Origin of the sequence: Myxococcus sp. AB025B (assembly GCF_006518215.1) — a bacterium.
Lineage (GTDB): Bacteria > Myxococcota > Myxococcia > Myxococcales > Myxococcaceae > Myxococcus > Myxococcus fulvus.
Window position 1 is genome coordinate 1 of sequence record NZ_SRLW01000006.1, and the last position, 14,456, is coordinate 14,456.

Sequence of the window (14,456 nt, forward strand, 5' to 3'; positions counted from 1 at the left end):
GCTGGGTGACGGAGGAGACCTCGCCGGACTCTGGCCTGCCCGTGTTGAAGTGCAGCACCGAGCCCACCGTCCAGTTGTCGCCGAACTTGTAGCTGACGGCGGCGTTGAAGACGTGGGCCTGCTCGAACCCGAGCGCCGCCAGGATGCGACGCACCTCGACCTCCGGCACCGCCACGCCCAGCACCTTCTCCACCCGCGCGAAGCGCAGCGTCACCTGCCGCCGCGGCTTCTCGGCCGGGTACACCTCCACCCGGCCCGACGCCACCGTGCCACCCGACAGCTCCGCGATGAGCTGCGCGGCGCGATCAATCGCCGGCACCACCGCATCCAGGTCCGCGCCCCGCTCGAACCGGTGCGACGCCTCCGTGTGCAGCGCGTACCGCTTCGCCGTCCGGCGCACCCCGGCGCCCGCGAAGTTCGCCGACTCGAGCACCAGCCGCGTCGTCTTCTCGGTGACCTCGCTGTCCCCACCACCCATGACGCCCGCGAGCGCCTGCGGCCGCTCCTTGTCGCAGATGACCAGGTCATCCACGTCCAGCGTGCGCGCCTTGCCGTCCAGCGTGGTCAGCTTCTCGCCCTTCGCCGCGGTGCGGACGACGAGCTCCTGCCCCGACAGCTTGTCCAGGTCGAACGCGTGCAGCGGCTGGCCGTACTCCAGGTTCACGTAGTTGGTGACGTCCACCACGTTGTTGATGGCCCGCACGCCACAGGCCTTCAGTCGCTCCTGCATCCACTGCGGCGACGGCTTGATGGTGACGTTCTCCACCACCCGGGCCGCATACCGCGGGCAGCGCTCCGGGCTCTCCACCCGGACCTTCACCTTCTCGGACGCGGGCGAGCCCGACTCCACCGGCTTCGGCTGGGGCAGCTTCAACGCCGCTCCCGTCACCACGCCCACCTCGCGCGCCACGCCCAGGTGGCTCAGCGCATCCGGCCGGTTCGGCGTGACGTTCACCTCCAGCACCACGTCATCCAGCCCCAGCGCCTGCGCGATGGGCGTGCCCGGCTTCAGGTCCGGCGAGAGGATGAGCAGCCCGCTCGACTCCTCGCTCAGCCCCAGCTCCTTCGAGGAGCAGAGCATGCCGGAGCTGTCCACACCGCGCAGCGCCGCCTGCTTGATCTCCATCCCGTTGGGCAGCTTCGTCCCCACGGTGGCCAGCGGCACCTTGTCGCCGACCTTGTAGTTCTTGGCGCCGCACACCACCTGGATGAGCGCGTCCCCGCCCGCGTCGATCTTCGTGACGGAGAGCTTGTCCGCGTTGGGGTGCTGCACCGACTCCTTGATCTGCGCCACCACCACGCCGCGCAGGCCCTCGGCCGGACTCTCCTGGCCCTCAATCTCCAGGCCCGCCGCGGTCAACTTGCGCGCCAGCTCGTCCACCGACGGCGGCAGCGCCACGTAATCGCCGAGCCACTTCACCGAAATCTTCACAGGTCCACCCTCTTGCTCTCTCGGGACGAAGACAGGAGCGCGGGCCGCGCCACTCCTCCAGGGAGCGGCATGCGGGCCCGCGCCCGCCAGGACTCAGAACTGCTCGAGGAACCGAGCGTCGTTCTCGAACATCATCCGCAGGTCGTCGATGCGGTAGCGCAGCATGGCGATTCGCTCCACGCCCATGCCGAACGCGTACCCCGTCACCTCGCCCGGGTCATACCCCGCGGACGTGAAGACGTTCGGGTGCACCATCCCGCTGCCCAGCACCTCCAGCCACCCGGTCTGCTTGCACACCCGGCAGCCCTTGCCGCCGCACGAGGTGCAGGAGATGTCCACCTCCGCCGACGGCTCGGTGAACGGGAAGAACGACGGACGGAAGCGGGTCTTCGTCTCCGAGCCGAAGAACGCCTTCACGAACGCGTCCAGCGAGCCCTTCAGCTCCGCGAACGTCACGTCCTTGTCCACCAGCAGCCCCTCCACCTGGTGGAACATCGGCGTGTGCGTGATGTCCGAGTCGCGCCGGTACACCCGCCCCGGCATCACCGCGCGGATGGGCGGCTTGCGCTGCAGCATGTAGCGCACCTGCACCGGCGACGTGTGCGTGCGCAGCAGCACGGAGCTGTCCGCCTTCTTCGCGTGCCCCAGCGACGGCTCGTCCACGTAGAACGTGTCCTGCATGTCCCGCGCGGGGTGGTCCTTCGGAAGGTTCAGCGCCTCGAAGTTGAAGTAGTCCAGCTCGATCTCCGGACCACTCGCCACGTCGAAGCCCAGCCGGGAGAACGTCCGGACGATGTCCTCCATCGTCCTCGACACAGGGTGCCGGCTTCCCGGCTTCACCGCGCGGCCCGGCAGCGTCACGTCCAGCCCGGGGCCCTGCAGCTGCGCCTCCAGCTCGGCGTCCTCGACCCGCTGGAGGGCGGCGGACAGGAGCGTCTCCAGCTCCGCCTTCACGGTGTTGGCCACCTCGCCCAGCGCCCGGCGCTCGTCCGGGGCCAGCTTGCCCATGCCGCCCAGCACCGCGGACAGCTCGCCCTTCTTGCCCAGGTAGCGGACCTTGAGCGCCTCCACCGCGGGCCTGTCCGAAGCGCCCGCAATCTCCTGCCGCGCGGCCTCCGCCAACGCCTGCAACCTGTCTCGCATGGCCGTGTGCCTCCGTTGTCGCTTCCCCGGGCCCGTGGGCTTCTTCCGGGACAAAAAAAAGGGCCGCCTGGTGAGGCGACCCGTTCACTCTCGCAGGCGGGCGGCCCGTGAAGGCCACCCCACCCGCTCTGTCACCCGCCCGTGAGGGCCGGCGTGTCTCAGGCCGCCTTCGCGATGTTGGCGACGGCCGCGAAGCCCGCGGGATCCGCGATGGCCATGTCCGACAGGACCTTGCGGTCCAGGCTGATCTTCGCCTTGGCCAGGCCCGCGATGAGCTTGGAGTACGAGAGGCCCACGGTGCGGGCCGCCGCGTTGATGCGGACGATCCACAGGCGACGGAAGTCGCGCTTGCGCTGCATGCGGTCACGGCTGGCGTAGTCCAGCGCGCGCTCGACCGCCTGGTTCGCCCGGCGGTAGCAGTTCTTGCGACGGCCGCGGAAGCCCTTGGCCAGCTTCAGGATACTATTGCGACGGCGACGAGCCTTTACACCCTTCTTGACGCGCATGTCTCACTCACTCCGTACTGCGTAGGTTGTCGGTCCCGGGGCGCAGGCTTCACGCCGCTCCACCAGGGACGTCAGGGTTGCCGAGCCGAGGCTCAGGCCCCGTAGGGGAACATCTCCTTGATGACCTTCTTCGCGTCCATATCGCGAAGATGGCTGGTGCCGCGGTTGCCGCGCTTCTGCTTCGGCGTCTTGGCGTGCGTGAAGAGGTGCTTGCCGTAGGCCTTGCCGTGCTTGACCTGGCCGCTCTTCTTCACCTGGAAGCGCTTCTTCGCGCCACTGCGGGTCTTCAACTTCGGCATCGTCCTGATTCCTTCCTTACAGCGTGCCGTCAGCTTCGCGGCCTCAGGCGTTGTCACTTCCAGGCCACGGCGGGAGGCGGCAGCCTGTATCACTCTTTCGTCTCGACTGGAACGGCTACCGCACTCAGAAGTGGCACCGCGCGCCTACACGGTCGCCGCCTCTCCAGGTTGCCTCCCCACTCCCACACCGTCCGTCCGCCCTGGCCACCCTCCCAGTCCTCCACCCTCGCCCAGCCACCCGCTCGCTCACCACCCGAGCGGTGTACGCCCCCATCGGAAAGCGCCGCACCTTACTTGGGTGCAACTGGGAGTCAAGACCCGTCCGCAAGACGCGGGCCAACTGCTCACGGCAGCGCGGACTCCTTGGCCAGCAGGGCCTCGAAGTCGGTGAGCTTCATGCTCTTGAGGTCCTCTCCGCCGTAGCGACGGGGCGACACGCTCTCGGAAGAGACCTCGTTGTCGCCCACCACGAGCGTGAACGGGATCTTCTGGAGCTGGGCCTCGCGGATCTTCGCGTTGAGCGACATGCCGCGATCATCGAAGTCCACCCGGAAGCCCTTGGCCCGCAGGGTGTCGCGCACCTTGCGGGCGTAGTCCGCCTGACGGTCCGCCACCACGACGATGACCGCCTGGATGGGCGCGAGCCACGCCGGGAAGGCTCCCGCGAAGTGCTCGATGAGGATGGCCGTGAAGCGCTCGAAGGAGCCGAAGATGGCGCGGTGGAGCACCACGGGGCGGTGCAGCGCGTTGTCCTCGCCCACGTAGGACAGGTCGAAGCGCTCCGGGGCCAGGTAGTCCAGCTGCATGGTGCCCAGCTGCCACCGGCGACCGATGCTGTCGGACACCGCGAAGTCGATCTTCGGGCCGTAGAAGGCGCCGTCGCCCGGGGCCAGCTCGTACGCGAGGCCCAGCGACTCGAGCGCAGTCTTGAGGCCCGCCTCCGCCCGGTCCCACAGGGAGTCGTCACCCAGGCGCTGCTCGGGACGGGTGGACAGCTTCACCGCGTACGTCAGGCCCACCGCCTTGTAGACGTGGTCCAGCAGCTTCACGAAGCGCTTCACCTCGTCGGTGATCTGCGCCTCGGTGCAGTAGATGTGCGCGTCGTCCTGCGCGAACTGGCGCACGCGGGTGAGGCCGCCCAGGGAGCCCGCCGCCTCGTTGCGGTGCAGCACGTCCTGGGTGTGCAGGCGCAGGGGCAGGTCGCGGTAGCTGTGCTTCTTGAAGCCGTAGAACAGGTGGTGCGACGGGCAGTTCATCGGCTTGAGCGAGAAGTCATGCCCCCCCGACTCGCTGTCGAGCACGAGGAACATGTTCTCCTTGTACTTGCCCCAGTGGCCGCTGGTCTCCCAGAGCCCCTTGTTGAACATCAAGGGGGTCTTGATCTCCACGTAGCCGTCGTCCTTCGTCAGGCGGCGCATCCAGTCGGAGAGCGTCTGGTAGAAGGTGGTGCCCTTGGCCGTCCAGAAGGCCGCGCCCGGCGCGTACGGGTGGAAGTGGAAGAGGTCCAGCTCCTTGCCCAGCTTGCGGTGGTCGCGCTTCTTCGACTCCTCGACGCGCGTCAGGTACTCCTGCAGCGCCTTCTTGTCGAAGAAGGCCGTGCCGTAGACGCGCTGGAGCATCGGGTTGCGGTGGTCGCCGCGCCAGTAGGCGCCGCTCGAGGAGAGGATCTTGATGACGCCGATCTTCCCCGTGCTCGGAGCGTGGGGCCCCAGGCAGAAGTCCACCCAGTCGCCGTGGGTGTAGAGGGTGAGCGTCTTGGCGCCGCGCTCGGCGATGTCCTTGACGATCTCCACCTTGAACTTCTCGCCCTTCTCCTCGAAGAGGCGGATGGCCTCCTCCATGGAGATCTCGGTGCGGACGAACGCCAGGTCCTTCTTCAGCTCGGCGTTGGCCTCGGCCTCGATCTTCTCCAGGTCCTCGGGCGTGAAGGGCTTCTCGCGGAAGAAGTCGTAGTAGAAGCCCTCCTCCGTCGCCGGTCCGATGGTCACCTGCGTGCCAGGGAAGATGCGCTGGACGGCGCTGGCCACCACGTGGGCCGCGTCGTGACGGATGAGCTCCAGGGACTCGGGGCTCTTGGGCGTGAAGATCTGCAGCTTCACGTCCTCGTCCAGCTTGCGGCTCAGGTCCATGTCCTGGCCGTTCACCCGGGCGAACAGGGCGGCCTTCGCCAGGCCCGCGCCGATGCCCTCCCGCACGAAGTCCGCGATGGTCGTCCCCCGGGCCGTCTGCTTCTGGGTGCCGTCGGGGAGCGTCACGGTGATCATGTCGGACATGCGATACCTCCGAAAAAACCGCGGGCGGCAGGGCTCTTGAGAAGCCGTGCCGCCCGCTGGAGATTCACTTCAACTGAGTTGGGTCGTAGTGGGATCGAACCACTGACCCCTACCGTGTCAAGGTAGTGCTCTACCGCTGAGCTAACGACCCGTTGGTGCTGAGGTGGCGCGGGGAATACCAGCGGGCTCCCGCGACTGTCAAGCAAACACGCAGATGAGCCTTCGATCTTCCTTCTTTTAGCGGATCAGCGCGTGGACCCTCGCCATCACCGCGTCGAACATGGCGGGCGTCAGCCGCCCCGTCTGCGTGTTCTGCTGGCTCACGTGGTAGCAGCCCACCAGCGTCCGCCCGCCCGGCAGCGGCAGCTCCGCCCCATGCCCGAAGGCCGGCCGGGGAGAGCCGAACGTCACCCCCGTCCGCTCCAGCGAGGCCAGCGCCGCGTTCCAGCCGATGGCGCCCAGGGCGAGCAGGACCCGCGCGGGCAGGAGCGCCATCTCGCGATCCAGGAACGGGGCGCAGCGGGCCACCTCCTCCGGGAGCGGCTTGTTGTCGGGGGGCGCGCAGCGGGCAGCCGCCACGATGAAGGCGTCCTTCAGGGCCAGGCCGTCGTCCCGGTGCTCGCTGGTCTCCTGGCTCGCGAACCCCGCCCGGTGCAGCCCCGCGAACAGGAAGTCGCCCGAGCGATCTCCCGTGAACATCCGCCCCGTCCGGTTGGCTCCGTGCGCGGCCGGCGCCAGACCGACGATGACCAGCCGGGCCCGTGGATCACCGAACCCGGGGACGGGGCGGCCCCAGTAGGTCCACTCGCGGTACGCACGGCGCTTCACCCGGGCGACCTCCTCGCGCCACTCGACCAGCCGGGGACAGGCCCGACACGAGGTGATCTCCTGGTGCAGCTTCTCCAGCTTCGTCAACGCGCGCTCCTGTTCAATGCGGCCCTCCGCCGCTCGAAACCAGACCGGGCATAACGCGGAGGCCCGCTCCCGGCGCGGGGTTCCCACCCGAGGGGTGGCCCGGCGGCTCGCAGGGAGCCGCCCTGCCCCATCAGGCGGACTGCGACTCGCCGGTGTACAGGCGCGTGCGCTGGTAGCGCTGCACCACCACGCGCAGCACCACCTTGAGGATGGCCGCCACCGGCACCGCCAGGAGGATGCCGACGAAGCCGAACAGCTCGCCGAAGGCCAGGATGGCGATGATGACCGCCACGGGCGCCAGGCCCACCTTCTCGCCCACGATGCGCGGGGTGATGACGAACCCCTCCAGCATCTGGCCGATGATGAACGTGCCCGCCACCACGCCAATCTGCCAGGGGCCCTGCCACGACAGCATCAGCCCCACGAGGGACAGTAGGATGCCCACGCCCGTGCCCAGGTACGGCACCATGTTGCCGAAGCCGGCGATGACCCCGATGACGATGGCCATGTCGATGCGGCCGATGGACAGGCCCGCCGCGTAGATGACCGACAGCAGCGCCCCCACCGTCAGCTGCCCGCGCACGAAGGCCGAGAGCACCTCGTCGACCTCGGCGAAGCGGCGCGCCACCAGCGCCACCGAGCGGCGCGGGAGCAGGTCCTTCACCCGCCCCATCAACCGGGGGTAGTCCTGGAGGAAGAAGAACGCCAGCACCGGCACCACGGCGAGCCCCAGCAGCGTGACCACGAAGCGCGCCGTGTTGCCCGCGAAGGCCGCCACGATTCGCGCCGCCGCGGGCCCCGCGCTCTGCACCAGTTCGGAGGCCTGCTGCCCCAGCTCCGTCGTGCGCTGACGGATGAGGTCCGGCAACGAGGCGCCGACCAGCGCCTCCACACGCGGCACCACCTGAGTGCTCGCTCGCGAGAAGAAGTCCGGGAGCTTCAGCGCCTCGTCGCGGAACACGGGGATGAGGTAGAGCACCGCGCCCACGAGCAGCAACGTCCCGGCCACGAAGACCAGCGTCGTCCCCAGGGTCCGATCGAGTCCGCGGCGCTCCAGGGACGTCACCATCGGGTTGAAGATGTAGGCGCCGGACAGCGCCAGCAGCACGGGCACCGCCACGCCGCCGAACACCGCGAGCAGCGCGAACACCAGCCCCAGCGAGCCCACCATCACCGCCGACCACCACAGGTCGATGCGGCGCGCCTCGGTCTCCGTCAGCTCGACATCAGGCACGGGCTCGACGGCCCCAGGCGCGACAGGCTCCTCCGTCTTCACCGAGTGAAGCACGGGCGGCACCGGCGCACGGCTGATGGACCCAGGGCTGCTCTTCTTGTTGCGCCGTCCGATGACCCACGCTCCTCCGCGAAGCACTCGCGGACTCCGGCTCCTTACAAGCCGCCATGTCACGACCCGAAAGCGCGCAGCCTAGCTTGCAAGCCCCTCCTGGACGAAGGACCCACCTCGGGCCGCGCCCTCGCAGCCCTGAATACCTCGGCGAGCGAGCGCCTGGCTGGTCGAAGTGCCGCCGTGCCCCTCGCGGGTCGTCCCGAGGTGCGGAGGAACGAGAACCCCGGAGGGGCTCCTTGCTCAGGCGCCTCGTGGCCCGAGGGGAGCGCGCCGTGCACGTACATCCTCGCGACATCGAACACAGGGCCGCCATCCCGAGCGAGGTCCGGCCCGCCCCCGGAATCACCGTCGCGCCGAGCTCCAGATGAGTCTCCGCGACGAGCCCGAGTCACCGCCGAGGACTCACGCGCCTCAGGGCGTTCCCTCCGCGGGTGGCGCGGACTCGGTGGCGCGCAGCGTGACATTCAGCCGCGCCCGCGCACCACTGGGCTCGTAGTACGTCGTGTACGGCCAGTACCCGTGCTTCTTCACCTCGATCTGATGCAGCCCGACGCCCAGGCTGAGCCCCCGGGGATTGCCCGCGTAGTCGCTGCACACGCCCTGGAGCACGCCGTCCAGATACACCTCGGCGTCCTCGGGCACGCAGCGCAGCGACACATCCCCGCTGGTCGGCTTCGCACCCGCCATCAGCTCGCGCGCCTTCGCCACGGAGTCGGGCTCCTTGCGCCCACACCCCGACAGCACGCCCACCACCAGCCACGCACTCCACCCGACCACGAAACGGCGTCGCACCCCGTCACCCACTCTTCCCCGCGGAGTCGCGCCGCGAATCCATGTCCGGGTCACTGCGTGACGATGACGACCCGGCCCTCGGCGAGGAAGCGCGCGTCGACCTCACCCAGCGTCTTCACATCCTCCGACGCGAGCACCAGGTCCGAGCCCTTCAGCCCCGTCGCCTTCACCACCATCGGCTTCTCGCCCACGAGCGCGGCCTTCTTCGCCGCATCCAGGCTCCGGAACCACGCGGCGACCCCCGTCGATTCCCGCACCTCGCTCGCCAACGCACCCGCGCCGTAGAGCGCCTTGCCCGCCGCATCCAACAACCTGGGCGCGAGCACCGGCTTCGCCCCGAGCCCTCGCGCGTCCACCACCAGGCCCGTGTACTTCTTCGCGCCCTCGCGGTTGAAGACGATGACGGACTCCGGCCCGCGGTCCACCAGCGCGGAGGTGATCGCCGCCAGCGGCACCTCCACGTCCAGTTCCACGCCACTGTCCGAATAGAAACGCTTCGCGACCACCTTGAACCCGTTCACGGCCGCTTCCACCCGGCCGCGCACGTCGTCGCGCGCCATCTCGTCACCGACGCTCCGGTCCGCCCGCAGCTGCAGCGCGCGCACCTGCTCGAGCAGATTCCGGGACGCGACCTGCCGCGCCACCCGCTCGGCCCCGAGTCTCGCCTGAGAGGGATTCGCGGCCTTCAGGTCCGGAGCACCCGCTCCCGTCGCCCGGAGCACCTGCCCCTCCCAGTTCACACCCACACTTCCCACCGGACGGACAACCTCCACGGTGGGAGCGGGCTTCACCGCCTTGCCCTGGGCCGATGCCACCATCGGCACCACCAGCAATACCGCCCATCGTGCTCGGCTCACGGAGCTCCTCCTGTCCTCACCCGATACCTTGGGTAGTCCCAGGGCAGAATGGCAACCCATTCAACGAGCCCACCTCGAAGGATGTCAAGGCAACCCCCGAGGCCCGACAGCGCGGCGCGTCAGTTCTCGCTGCCCGCGCGGCCGTGGCGGTCCACGTACGCGTCGATCATCTTCCGGTGCCGCTCGGTGAGCAGCGTGAAGCGCACACCCGAGTGCTCGCGCTTGGCGGTGGACAGCTCCACCCACTCGCGCACCACCTCGCCCTCCGCGTAGATGATCTCCTCCGAGCCCGGCAGCTGGAACTGGAGACCCACGCGCTTGGCGTCGTGCTGGGGCTCGATCAACCGGGCCAGGCTCACACCCTCCGGGCTGATGTCCGCGGCCCGCGACATGTACGGCACGCCGCCCATGTACTTGTTCAGGTAGATGTCGAGGGGCGCCCGCTTCGACTTACGCTTGTCGCTCATCGCTCCAGCTCCTTCGCTGCGTGCAACAGGTTGCTCCGGGGTTGAAGCAACCTGGACGCAGGGTAGAGGCACGAGCGTGTCGCGCAAGAAAACGACCCTTTCGCGACTCCCAGTTCGTGCTGGGCGCGGACGCTCGGGCCCTATATTCCAGTGCCCATGAGGAAAGGTGGAACCATGCGAACGATGAGGATGGCAACGCTCGCCCTGGTGCTCGGCGCCACGGGTGCGCACGCGCAAGGCGGTGCTCCGGCTCCCGCGAAGAAGGCCGAGCCCGCGGCGAAGGCTCCGGCGACGGCGCCCGCGGCCGTGGACCCCGGCGAGCTCACCGAGGAGCAGCAGACCATCTACGCGCTGGGCGCCAGCGTGGGGAAGGACCTGTCCCTCTTCGCGCTCACGCCGGAGGAGGTGCAGATCCTCCAGCGCGGCATGGTGGACGGCATGGCCGGCACGGCCGCCCTCGAGCCCAAGGAGTTCGCGCCGAAGATCCAGGCCTTCGCGAAGTCGCGGCAGGCGCAGGCCGGCAACGCGGCCCTGGTGCGCGCGGCGAGGGAGCCCGGCGCGGTGAAGCTGCCCTCGGGCGTCATCTACCGCGAGACGCAGGCGGGCACGGGCAAGAGCCCGCGCGCCACCGACACCGTCAAGGTCCACTACGAGGGCCGGCTCGTGGACGGCTCCATCTTCGACACGTCCGCCAAGCGCGGCATCCCCGTCGAGTTCCCCCTCAACGGCGTCATCCCCTGCTGGACGCAGGGCGTGTCGCGCATGAAGGTCGGCGGCAAGGCGAAGCTCACCTGCCCTGGAGACACCGCGTACGGCGAGCGTCCGCCCTCCGGCTCGCGCATCCCGCCCAACGCCGTCCTCACCTTCGACGTGGAGCTGGTCGCCATCCCCGGCGACACCCGTCAGTAGTCAGCGCCTCACTTCACCCGACGCAGCCAGAAGCTCCCGGGCCAGTCCTCGGGAGCCCCCCGGTACGACGGGAACGCCTGACGCAACCGCTCCGGATGCGTCAGGTGCATGAAGCTGCTGCCCCAGAGCACCTCGAAGCTGTCGTTGAAGCTCAGGAACGCCTGCAGCAGGTACTGCTCCGTCCAGAAGCGCCGGTGCTCCAGCACCCACGCGCGCGGGTACTCCGCCGGCAGGAAGATGTCGTGGACGTGCACCACCACGCCCTTCTTCAGCCGGGGCAGCAGCTCCAGGAACTCCACCTGCACGTCGCTGCCCACCTTCAACACATGGCTGGAGTCGATGAAGAGGATGTCGTCCGCCTCCAGTCGCTCCACCTCCGAGTACGGGATGTCCTGCGCCTTCAGCGGCTCCAGGCGCGTCAGGCCCGGGAAGCCCGCGCGCAGCACCTCGCTCGGATAGGGCTCGAAGGCCACCAGCTCACACGCGGGCGCGCCCTCCCCTTCGTTCTTCCGACACGCCTGCGCGGACAGCCGCGTGGACCAGCCGGAGCCGATCTCGAACAGCCTTCGCGGCCGCAGCTCGCGCACCAGCCCGTAGGCCACCTCCGCGTCCACCGTCCCGAACTCGCTGTTGCCCAGGTGGTAGACGTGCGGCTCGCCCGTCGCGGACCGCGGGAACGCCTGGTACTCGTCGCGGTACTTCGAGGACAGGCGCTCGAGCAGCGCGAGCTGGCTCGACTCGCGCAGGTCGATTCCCACCATCTTCGAGCGCGTGCCCCACAGCGCCTCGGGCAGCGAGCCCGTGTCGGGGATGGGCTGATAGAAGTGGTTCGGCGTGACGTGGTAGCCGCCACGCTCGTAGACCTGGAACAGCCTCGGGTCGTCGAGCAACCCGAGCCGCCGGCTTCCCTTCACCAACCCCTGGGCCAACAGCTCCTTGATGCGACGCTTGATGGGCATGAGCGGCGCCGAGCCTACCCTACGGCCGCGCCTTCAGCGCCGCCTCTGTCGCGCGCAGGAGCGGCTCCGCGCTCACCGGCGCCCCCGTCGCGTGCGTCATCCACAGGTCCGGCGTCACCGCGCCGTACGTCGCCATCCGCTCGAACTCCGCCCCCAGCGGCCCCTTGCGCGACAGGTGCTCCTCGATCTGGAACGCGATGAGGTGCCCCAGCGGATAGTCCGGCAGGTACAGCGGGTAGCTGATCATGTGGCTGTAGACGGCCAGCAGCGTGGTGTCCTTTCCACCCAGCACCGGCGCGAAGTAGCGATTCCACACGTCGCGGGAGATGGACACCACCGCGTCCCGCAGCTGCGCGGGCGTGGCCTCCGGGTTCGCGTACAGCCAATGCCACACGGCCATGTCCACCATCGCGATGCCCGAGCGCTCCCAGGTCTGCCAGAAGTCGCCGAGCACCCGCTCCCGCTCGCTCTCCACCGTGGGCCTGCCCTGCCCCAGCAGCTCCAGGTCCCTCGCCTGGAACACGAAGGCCAGCGCCTCCGTGAAGGCGTTGTTGGGCACACCCGTGAGCAGCGTGTGGTCCACGCCGTAGAGCCCGAAGGTCTGCTCCACGTTGTGCCCCAGCTCGTGCACCGCGATGTTGTAGCCCTTGTAGTCCATGCCCCCCTTCTCCACGCGCGTGCGCAGCCGGGCGAAGTCACCGCGCCGCAGCGCCTGCTGCGCATGGCCCGCGCCACGCGAGGCATCCACGCGGATGCGCGCCGCCAGCCAGTCCGCCTTCTGTGCGCTGAAGCCCATGCCCTGGAGGATGCGCGGCAGGTCCTTCGCGAACGCCTCCGCCGTCGGGTAGCGCTTGCGCGTCAGCGCGTCCAGCTCCGACTCCGGCCGCTTCGCTCCCGGCTTGAAGCCCGCGTACCAGACGTCCTGAGGCTCCAGCTTCCGTCCCAGCCGGGACTGGATCTCCGCGGCCACGCGGGGCACCAGCGGTGACTCCAGCACCTGCGTCAGCAGCGCCTTCACCCGCGCCTCGGGCAGCTCACGTCCCAGCTCGAACGAGCGGGCGATGCGCGTGGGCGCCACTGGCGCGTACGCGTCCAGCTTCCGCTCCGCCCGGAAGATGGCGAGCATCCGCGCATAGCGCACGTCCGCCTCCCGCGTGGCGTCCGCGCGGGCCTCGCGCGGGGGCGCGTCCGCCTCCACCGTCTGGGGCGGCGCCACCGTGACGGCGTTGGTGAACGGGTTCCAGTCCAGCCTCGGGTTGTCGATGACCGCGGCCGGAATCGTCTGGGTGATGATGCGCTCCATCACCTGGACGATGGTCCGCTGCTTCTCGTGTCCGCGCGGGTCCGCGTAGTCCGCCTTCAGCTCGTCGCGCAGATTCCAATGACTGATGAGGCGCAGGCCCTTGGGGAAGAGCCGCTCACCGCGCTCGTCCACCAGGTGGTGCATCCACACGTTGTACTCGGCGATGTACAGGTTCGCCGCCGCCACCTCGCGCGAGGACGCCTGCTGCACGTCCGCGGGGATGCGCATGCTGAAGCGCCCCGCCAGCCGCGCCTCGGCCCACTGCCGCCGCGTCCACGTCGCGCCCTGGCGCGCCCGTTCCTCCAGCGTCGTCAGCGGGAAGTTGAGCAGCACCACGAAGCCGACCTTCGCGCGGAACAGATCCTCCGTCACATGCGAGGACGGATCATACGACGCCACCAGCGGCTCCACGGGAAGCAGCGGCCCCAGGTCCAGGTCCGTGTACCACTGCGTCTCGCGCCCCAGCTCCAGCATGTGCCCGTCGAGCTGCTCGAACAGGCGCTCCAGCCGCGCGAAGGTCGCGTCCAGCACCTGGGGGTCCGACACGAACTGCTCGCGCGCGAAGCCGGCCAGGTCCCCGTCCTCGGCGCGCCACAGCAGCGCCACCTGCGCCACGCCGCGCTCGATTCGCGCGCGCTGCGCCTCGCCGTGCTTCGCCACCAGCTCCGCCGTCACCTGGGCCAGCGCGTCGGACGTGGGCTTCATCGCGGGGCCTTCGGGAGCGGGCCGCGCGTCCACCGCGGAGGCGGGCGTCGGCGTGGGGGGCGTCATGGAGCACCCCAGCAACATCACCAGGGTCCAGGCACGCAGCGGGGACACCAGACACGACTTCGACGAGGACATGGACCGCTCCGAAAAAGCACGAAGGGCCCGACCCTTGGCAGGCCGGACCCTCATGATGCATCCAGGAAGTCGTTACGAACGACGCCGGGAATCAGGCAGCGCGGACGTTCTGCGCCTGAAGACCCTTGGGGCCGCGGGCGACCTCGAACTCCACCTTCTGCCCCTCCTGGAGGGTGCGGAAGCCATCCATGTTGATGGCGGTGTGGTGGCAGAACACGTCCTCACCACCGCCGTCCTGGGTGATGAAGCCAAAGCCCTTCGCATCGTTGAACCACTTCACGGTACCAGTAGCCATTTGCTTTCTTCTTCTTTCGTCACGGACGCGAAAATCCGCCGTCCGGTCCTACCGAGCGAACTCTAACGGACCCCGAGAATCTACGCGGCCTTTCCCCGGGAAGTCCACCAGGGAC

At 69.2% G+C, this 14,456-nt stretch carries 14 protein-coding genes and 1 tRNA gene; 1 reads left to right on the forward strand and 14 read right to left on the reverse strand.

The window, feature by feature from the left end; genetic code table 11:
- The 11 genes from pheT to FL311_RS01920 form a co-directional block, all read right to left on the reverse strand.
- On the reverse strand, positions 1 to 1,432 hold a 1,432-nt coding region (gene pheT / locus FL311_RS01870), incomplete at its 3' end, for a phenylalanine--tRNA ligase subunit beta (RefSeq protein WP_228556623.1).
- 93 nt (positions 1,433 to 1,525) lie between these two features.
- Positions 1,526 to 2,575 carry a phenylalanine--tRNA ligase subunit alpha gene (gene pheS, locus FL311_RS01875; protein WP_074952357.1) on the reverse strand — a complete coding sequence of 350 codons (1,050 nt, stop codon included), beginning with the start codon at positions 2,573 to 2,575 and terminating at the stop codon, positions 1,526 to 1,528.
- Positions 2,576 to 2,733: 158 nt separating this feature from the next.
- Positions 2,734 to 3,081: a 50S ribosomal protein L20 gene (rplT, locus tag FL311_RS01880; protein WP_141323077.1), complete on the reverse strand. Its 348-nt coding sequence runs from the start codon at positions 3,079 to 3,081 to the stop codon at positions 2,734 to 2,736.
- Between the two features lie 92 nt (positions 3,082 to 3,173).
- Positions 3,174 to 3,380, reverse strand: coding sequence for a 50S ribosomal protein L35 (rpmI, locus tag FL311_RS01885; RefSeq protein ID WP_046713978.1), 207 nt, complete (start codon positions 3,378 to 3,380; stop codon positions 3,174 to 3,176).
- A gap of 344 nt (positions 3,381 to 3,724) precedes the next feature.
- Entirely contained in the window at positions 3,725 to 5,653 is a 1,929-nt protein-coding gene (gene thrS, locus FL311_RS01890; RefSeq protein WP_141323078.1) for a threonine--tRNA ligase, read from the reverse strand.
- Between the two features lie 79 nt (positions 5,654 to 5,732).
- Positions 5,733 to 5,804, reverse strand: a tRNA-Val gene (locus FL311_RS01895).
- A gap of 86 nt (positions 5,805 to 5,890) precedes the next feature.
- On the reverse strand, positions 5,891 to 6,568 hold the full coding sequence (locus FL311_RS01900; RefSeq protein ID WP_141323079.1) for a uracil-DNA glycosylase: 678 nt from the start codon (positions 6,566 to 6,568) through the stop codon (positions 5,891 to 5,893).
- A 130-nt stretch (positions 6,569 to 6,698) separates the two neighbouring features.
- Complete coding sequence (locus FL311_RS01905; RefSeq protein WP_223785871.1) at positions 6,699 to 7,844, reverse strand: AI-2E family transporter; 1,146 nt, start codon at positions 7,842 to 7,844, stop codon at positions 6,699 to 6,701.
- A gap of 483 nt (positions 7,845 to 8,327) precedes the next feature.
- Positions 8,328 to 8,708: a PEGA domain-containing protein gene (locus FL311_RS01910; RefSeq protein ID WP_223751819.1), complete on the reverse strand. Its 381-nt coding sequence runs from the start codon at positions 8,706 to 8,708 to the stop codon at positions 8,328 to 8,330.
- 50 nt (positions 8,709 to 8,758) lie between these two features.
- Positions 8,759 to 9,565: a hypothetical protein gene (locus tag FL311_RS01915; protein WP_194869005.1), complete on the reverse strand. Its 807-nt coding sequence runs from the start codon at positions 9,563 to 9,565 to the stop codon at positions 8,759 to 8,761.
- Positions 9,566 to 9,684: 119 nt separating this feature from the next.
- Positions 9,685 to 10,032 carry a PilZ domain-containing protein gene (locus tag FL311_RS01920; RefSeq protein WP_046713983.1) on the reverse strand — a complete coding sequence of 116 codons (348 nt, stop codon included), beginning with the start codon at positions 10,030 to 10,032 and terminating at the stop codon, positions 9,685 to 9,687.
- 174 nt (positions 10,033 to 10,206) lie between these two features.
- Between FL311_RS01920 and FL311_RS01925 the strand changes: the two genes are divergently transcribed.
- Complete coding sequence (locus FL311_RS01925) at positions 10,207 to 10,941, forward strand: FKBP-type peptidyl-prolyl cis-trans isomerase (protein WP_141323080.1); 735 nt, start codon at positions 10,207 to 10,209, stop codon at positions 10,939 to 10,941.
- Between the two features lie 8 nt (positions 10,942 to 10,949).
- Here FL311_RS01925 and FL311_RS01930 read toward each other — a convergent pair whose 3' ends face one another.
- The 3 genes from FL311_RS01930 to FL311_RS01940 all read right to left on the reverse strand — a co-directional run bounded on the left by FL311_RS01930 (position 10,950) and on the right by FL311_RS01940 (position 14,341).
- Positions 10,950 to 11,900 carry a class I SAM-dependent methyltransferase gene (locus FL311_RS01930; RefSeq protein ID WP_141323081.1) on the reverse strand — a complete coding sequence of 317 codons (951 nt, stop codon included), beginning with the start codon at positions 11,898 to 11,900 and terminating at the stop codon, positions 10,950 to 10,952.
- Positions 11,901 to 11,919: 19 nt separating this feature from the next.
- Positions 11,920 to 14,046, reverse strand: a complete 2,127-nt coding sequence (locus FL311_RS01935; RefSeq protein ID WP_194869006.1) for a hypothetical protein — start codon at positions 14,044 to 14,046, stop codon at positions 11,920 to 11,922.
- Between the two features lie 91 nt (positions 14,047 to 14,137).
- Complete coding sequence (locus tag FL311_RS01940) at positions 14,138 to 14,341, reverse strand: cold-shock protein (RefSeq protein ID WP_015349926.1); 204 nt, start codon at positions 14,339 to 14,341, stop codon at positions 14,138 to 14,140.
- Between the last annotated feature and the right edge of the window lie 115 nt (positions 14,342 to 14,456).

Coding starts and splice junctions, on each gene's coding strand:
- pheS (WP_074952357.1), bottom strand. CDS start 2,575: ATGCGAGACAGGTTGCAGGCGTTGGCGGAGGCCGCGCGGCAGGAGATT.
- rplT (WP_141323077.1), bottom strand. CDS start 3,081: ATGCGCGTCAAGAAGGGTGTAAAGGCTCGTCGCCGTCGCAATAGTATC.
- rpmI (WP_046713978.1), bottom strand. CDS start 3,380: ATGCCGAAGTTGAAGACCCGCAGTGGCGCGAAGAAGCGCTTCCAGGTG.
- thrS (WP_141323078.1), bottom strand. CDS start 5,653: ATGTCCGACATGATCACCGTGACGCTCCCCGACGGCACCCAGAAGCAG.
- FL311_RS01920 (WP_046713983.1), bottom strand. CDS start 10,032: ATGAGCGACAAGCGTAAGTCGAAGCGGGCGCCCCTCGACATCTACCTG.
- FL311_RS01925 (WP_141323080.1), top strand. CDS start 10,207: ATGCGAACGATGAGGATGGCAACGCTCGCCCTGGTGCTCGGCGCCACG.
- FL311_RS01930 (WP_141323081.1), bottom strand. CDS start 11,900: ATGCCCATCAAGCGTCGCATCAAGGAGCTGTTGGCCCAGGGGTTGGTG.
- FL311_RS01935 (WP_194869006.1), bottom strand. CDS start 14,046: ATGTCCTCGTCGAAGTCGTGTCTGGTGTCCCCGCTGCGTGCCTGGACC.
- FL311_RS01940 (WP_015349926.1), bottom strand. CDS start 14,341: ATGGCTACTGGTACCGTGAAGTGGTTCAACGATGCGAAGGGCTTTGGC.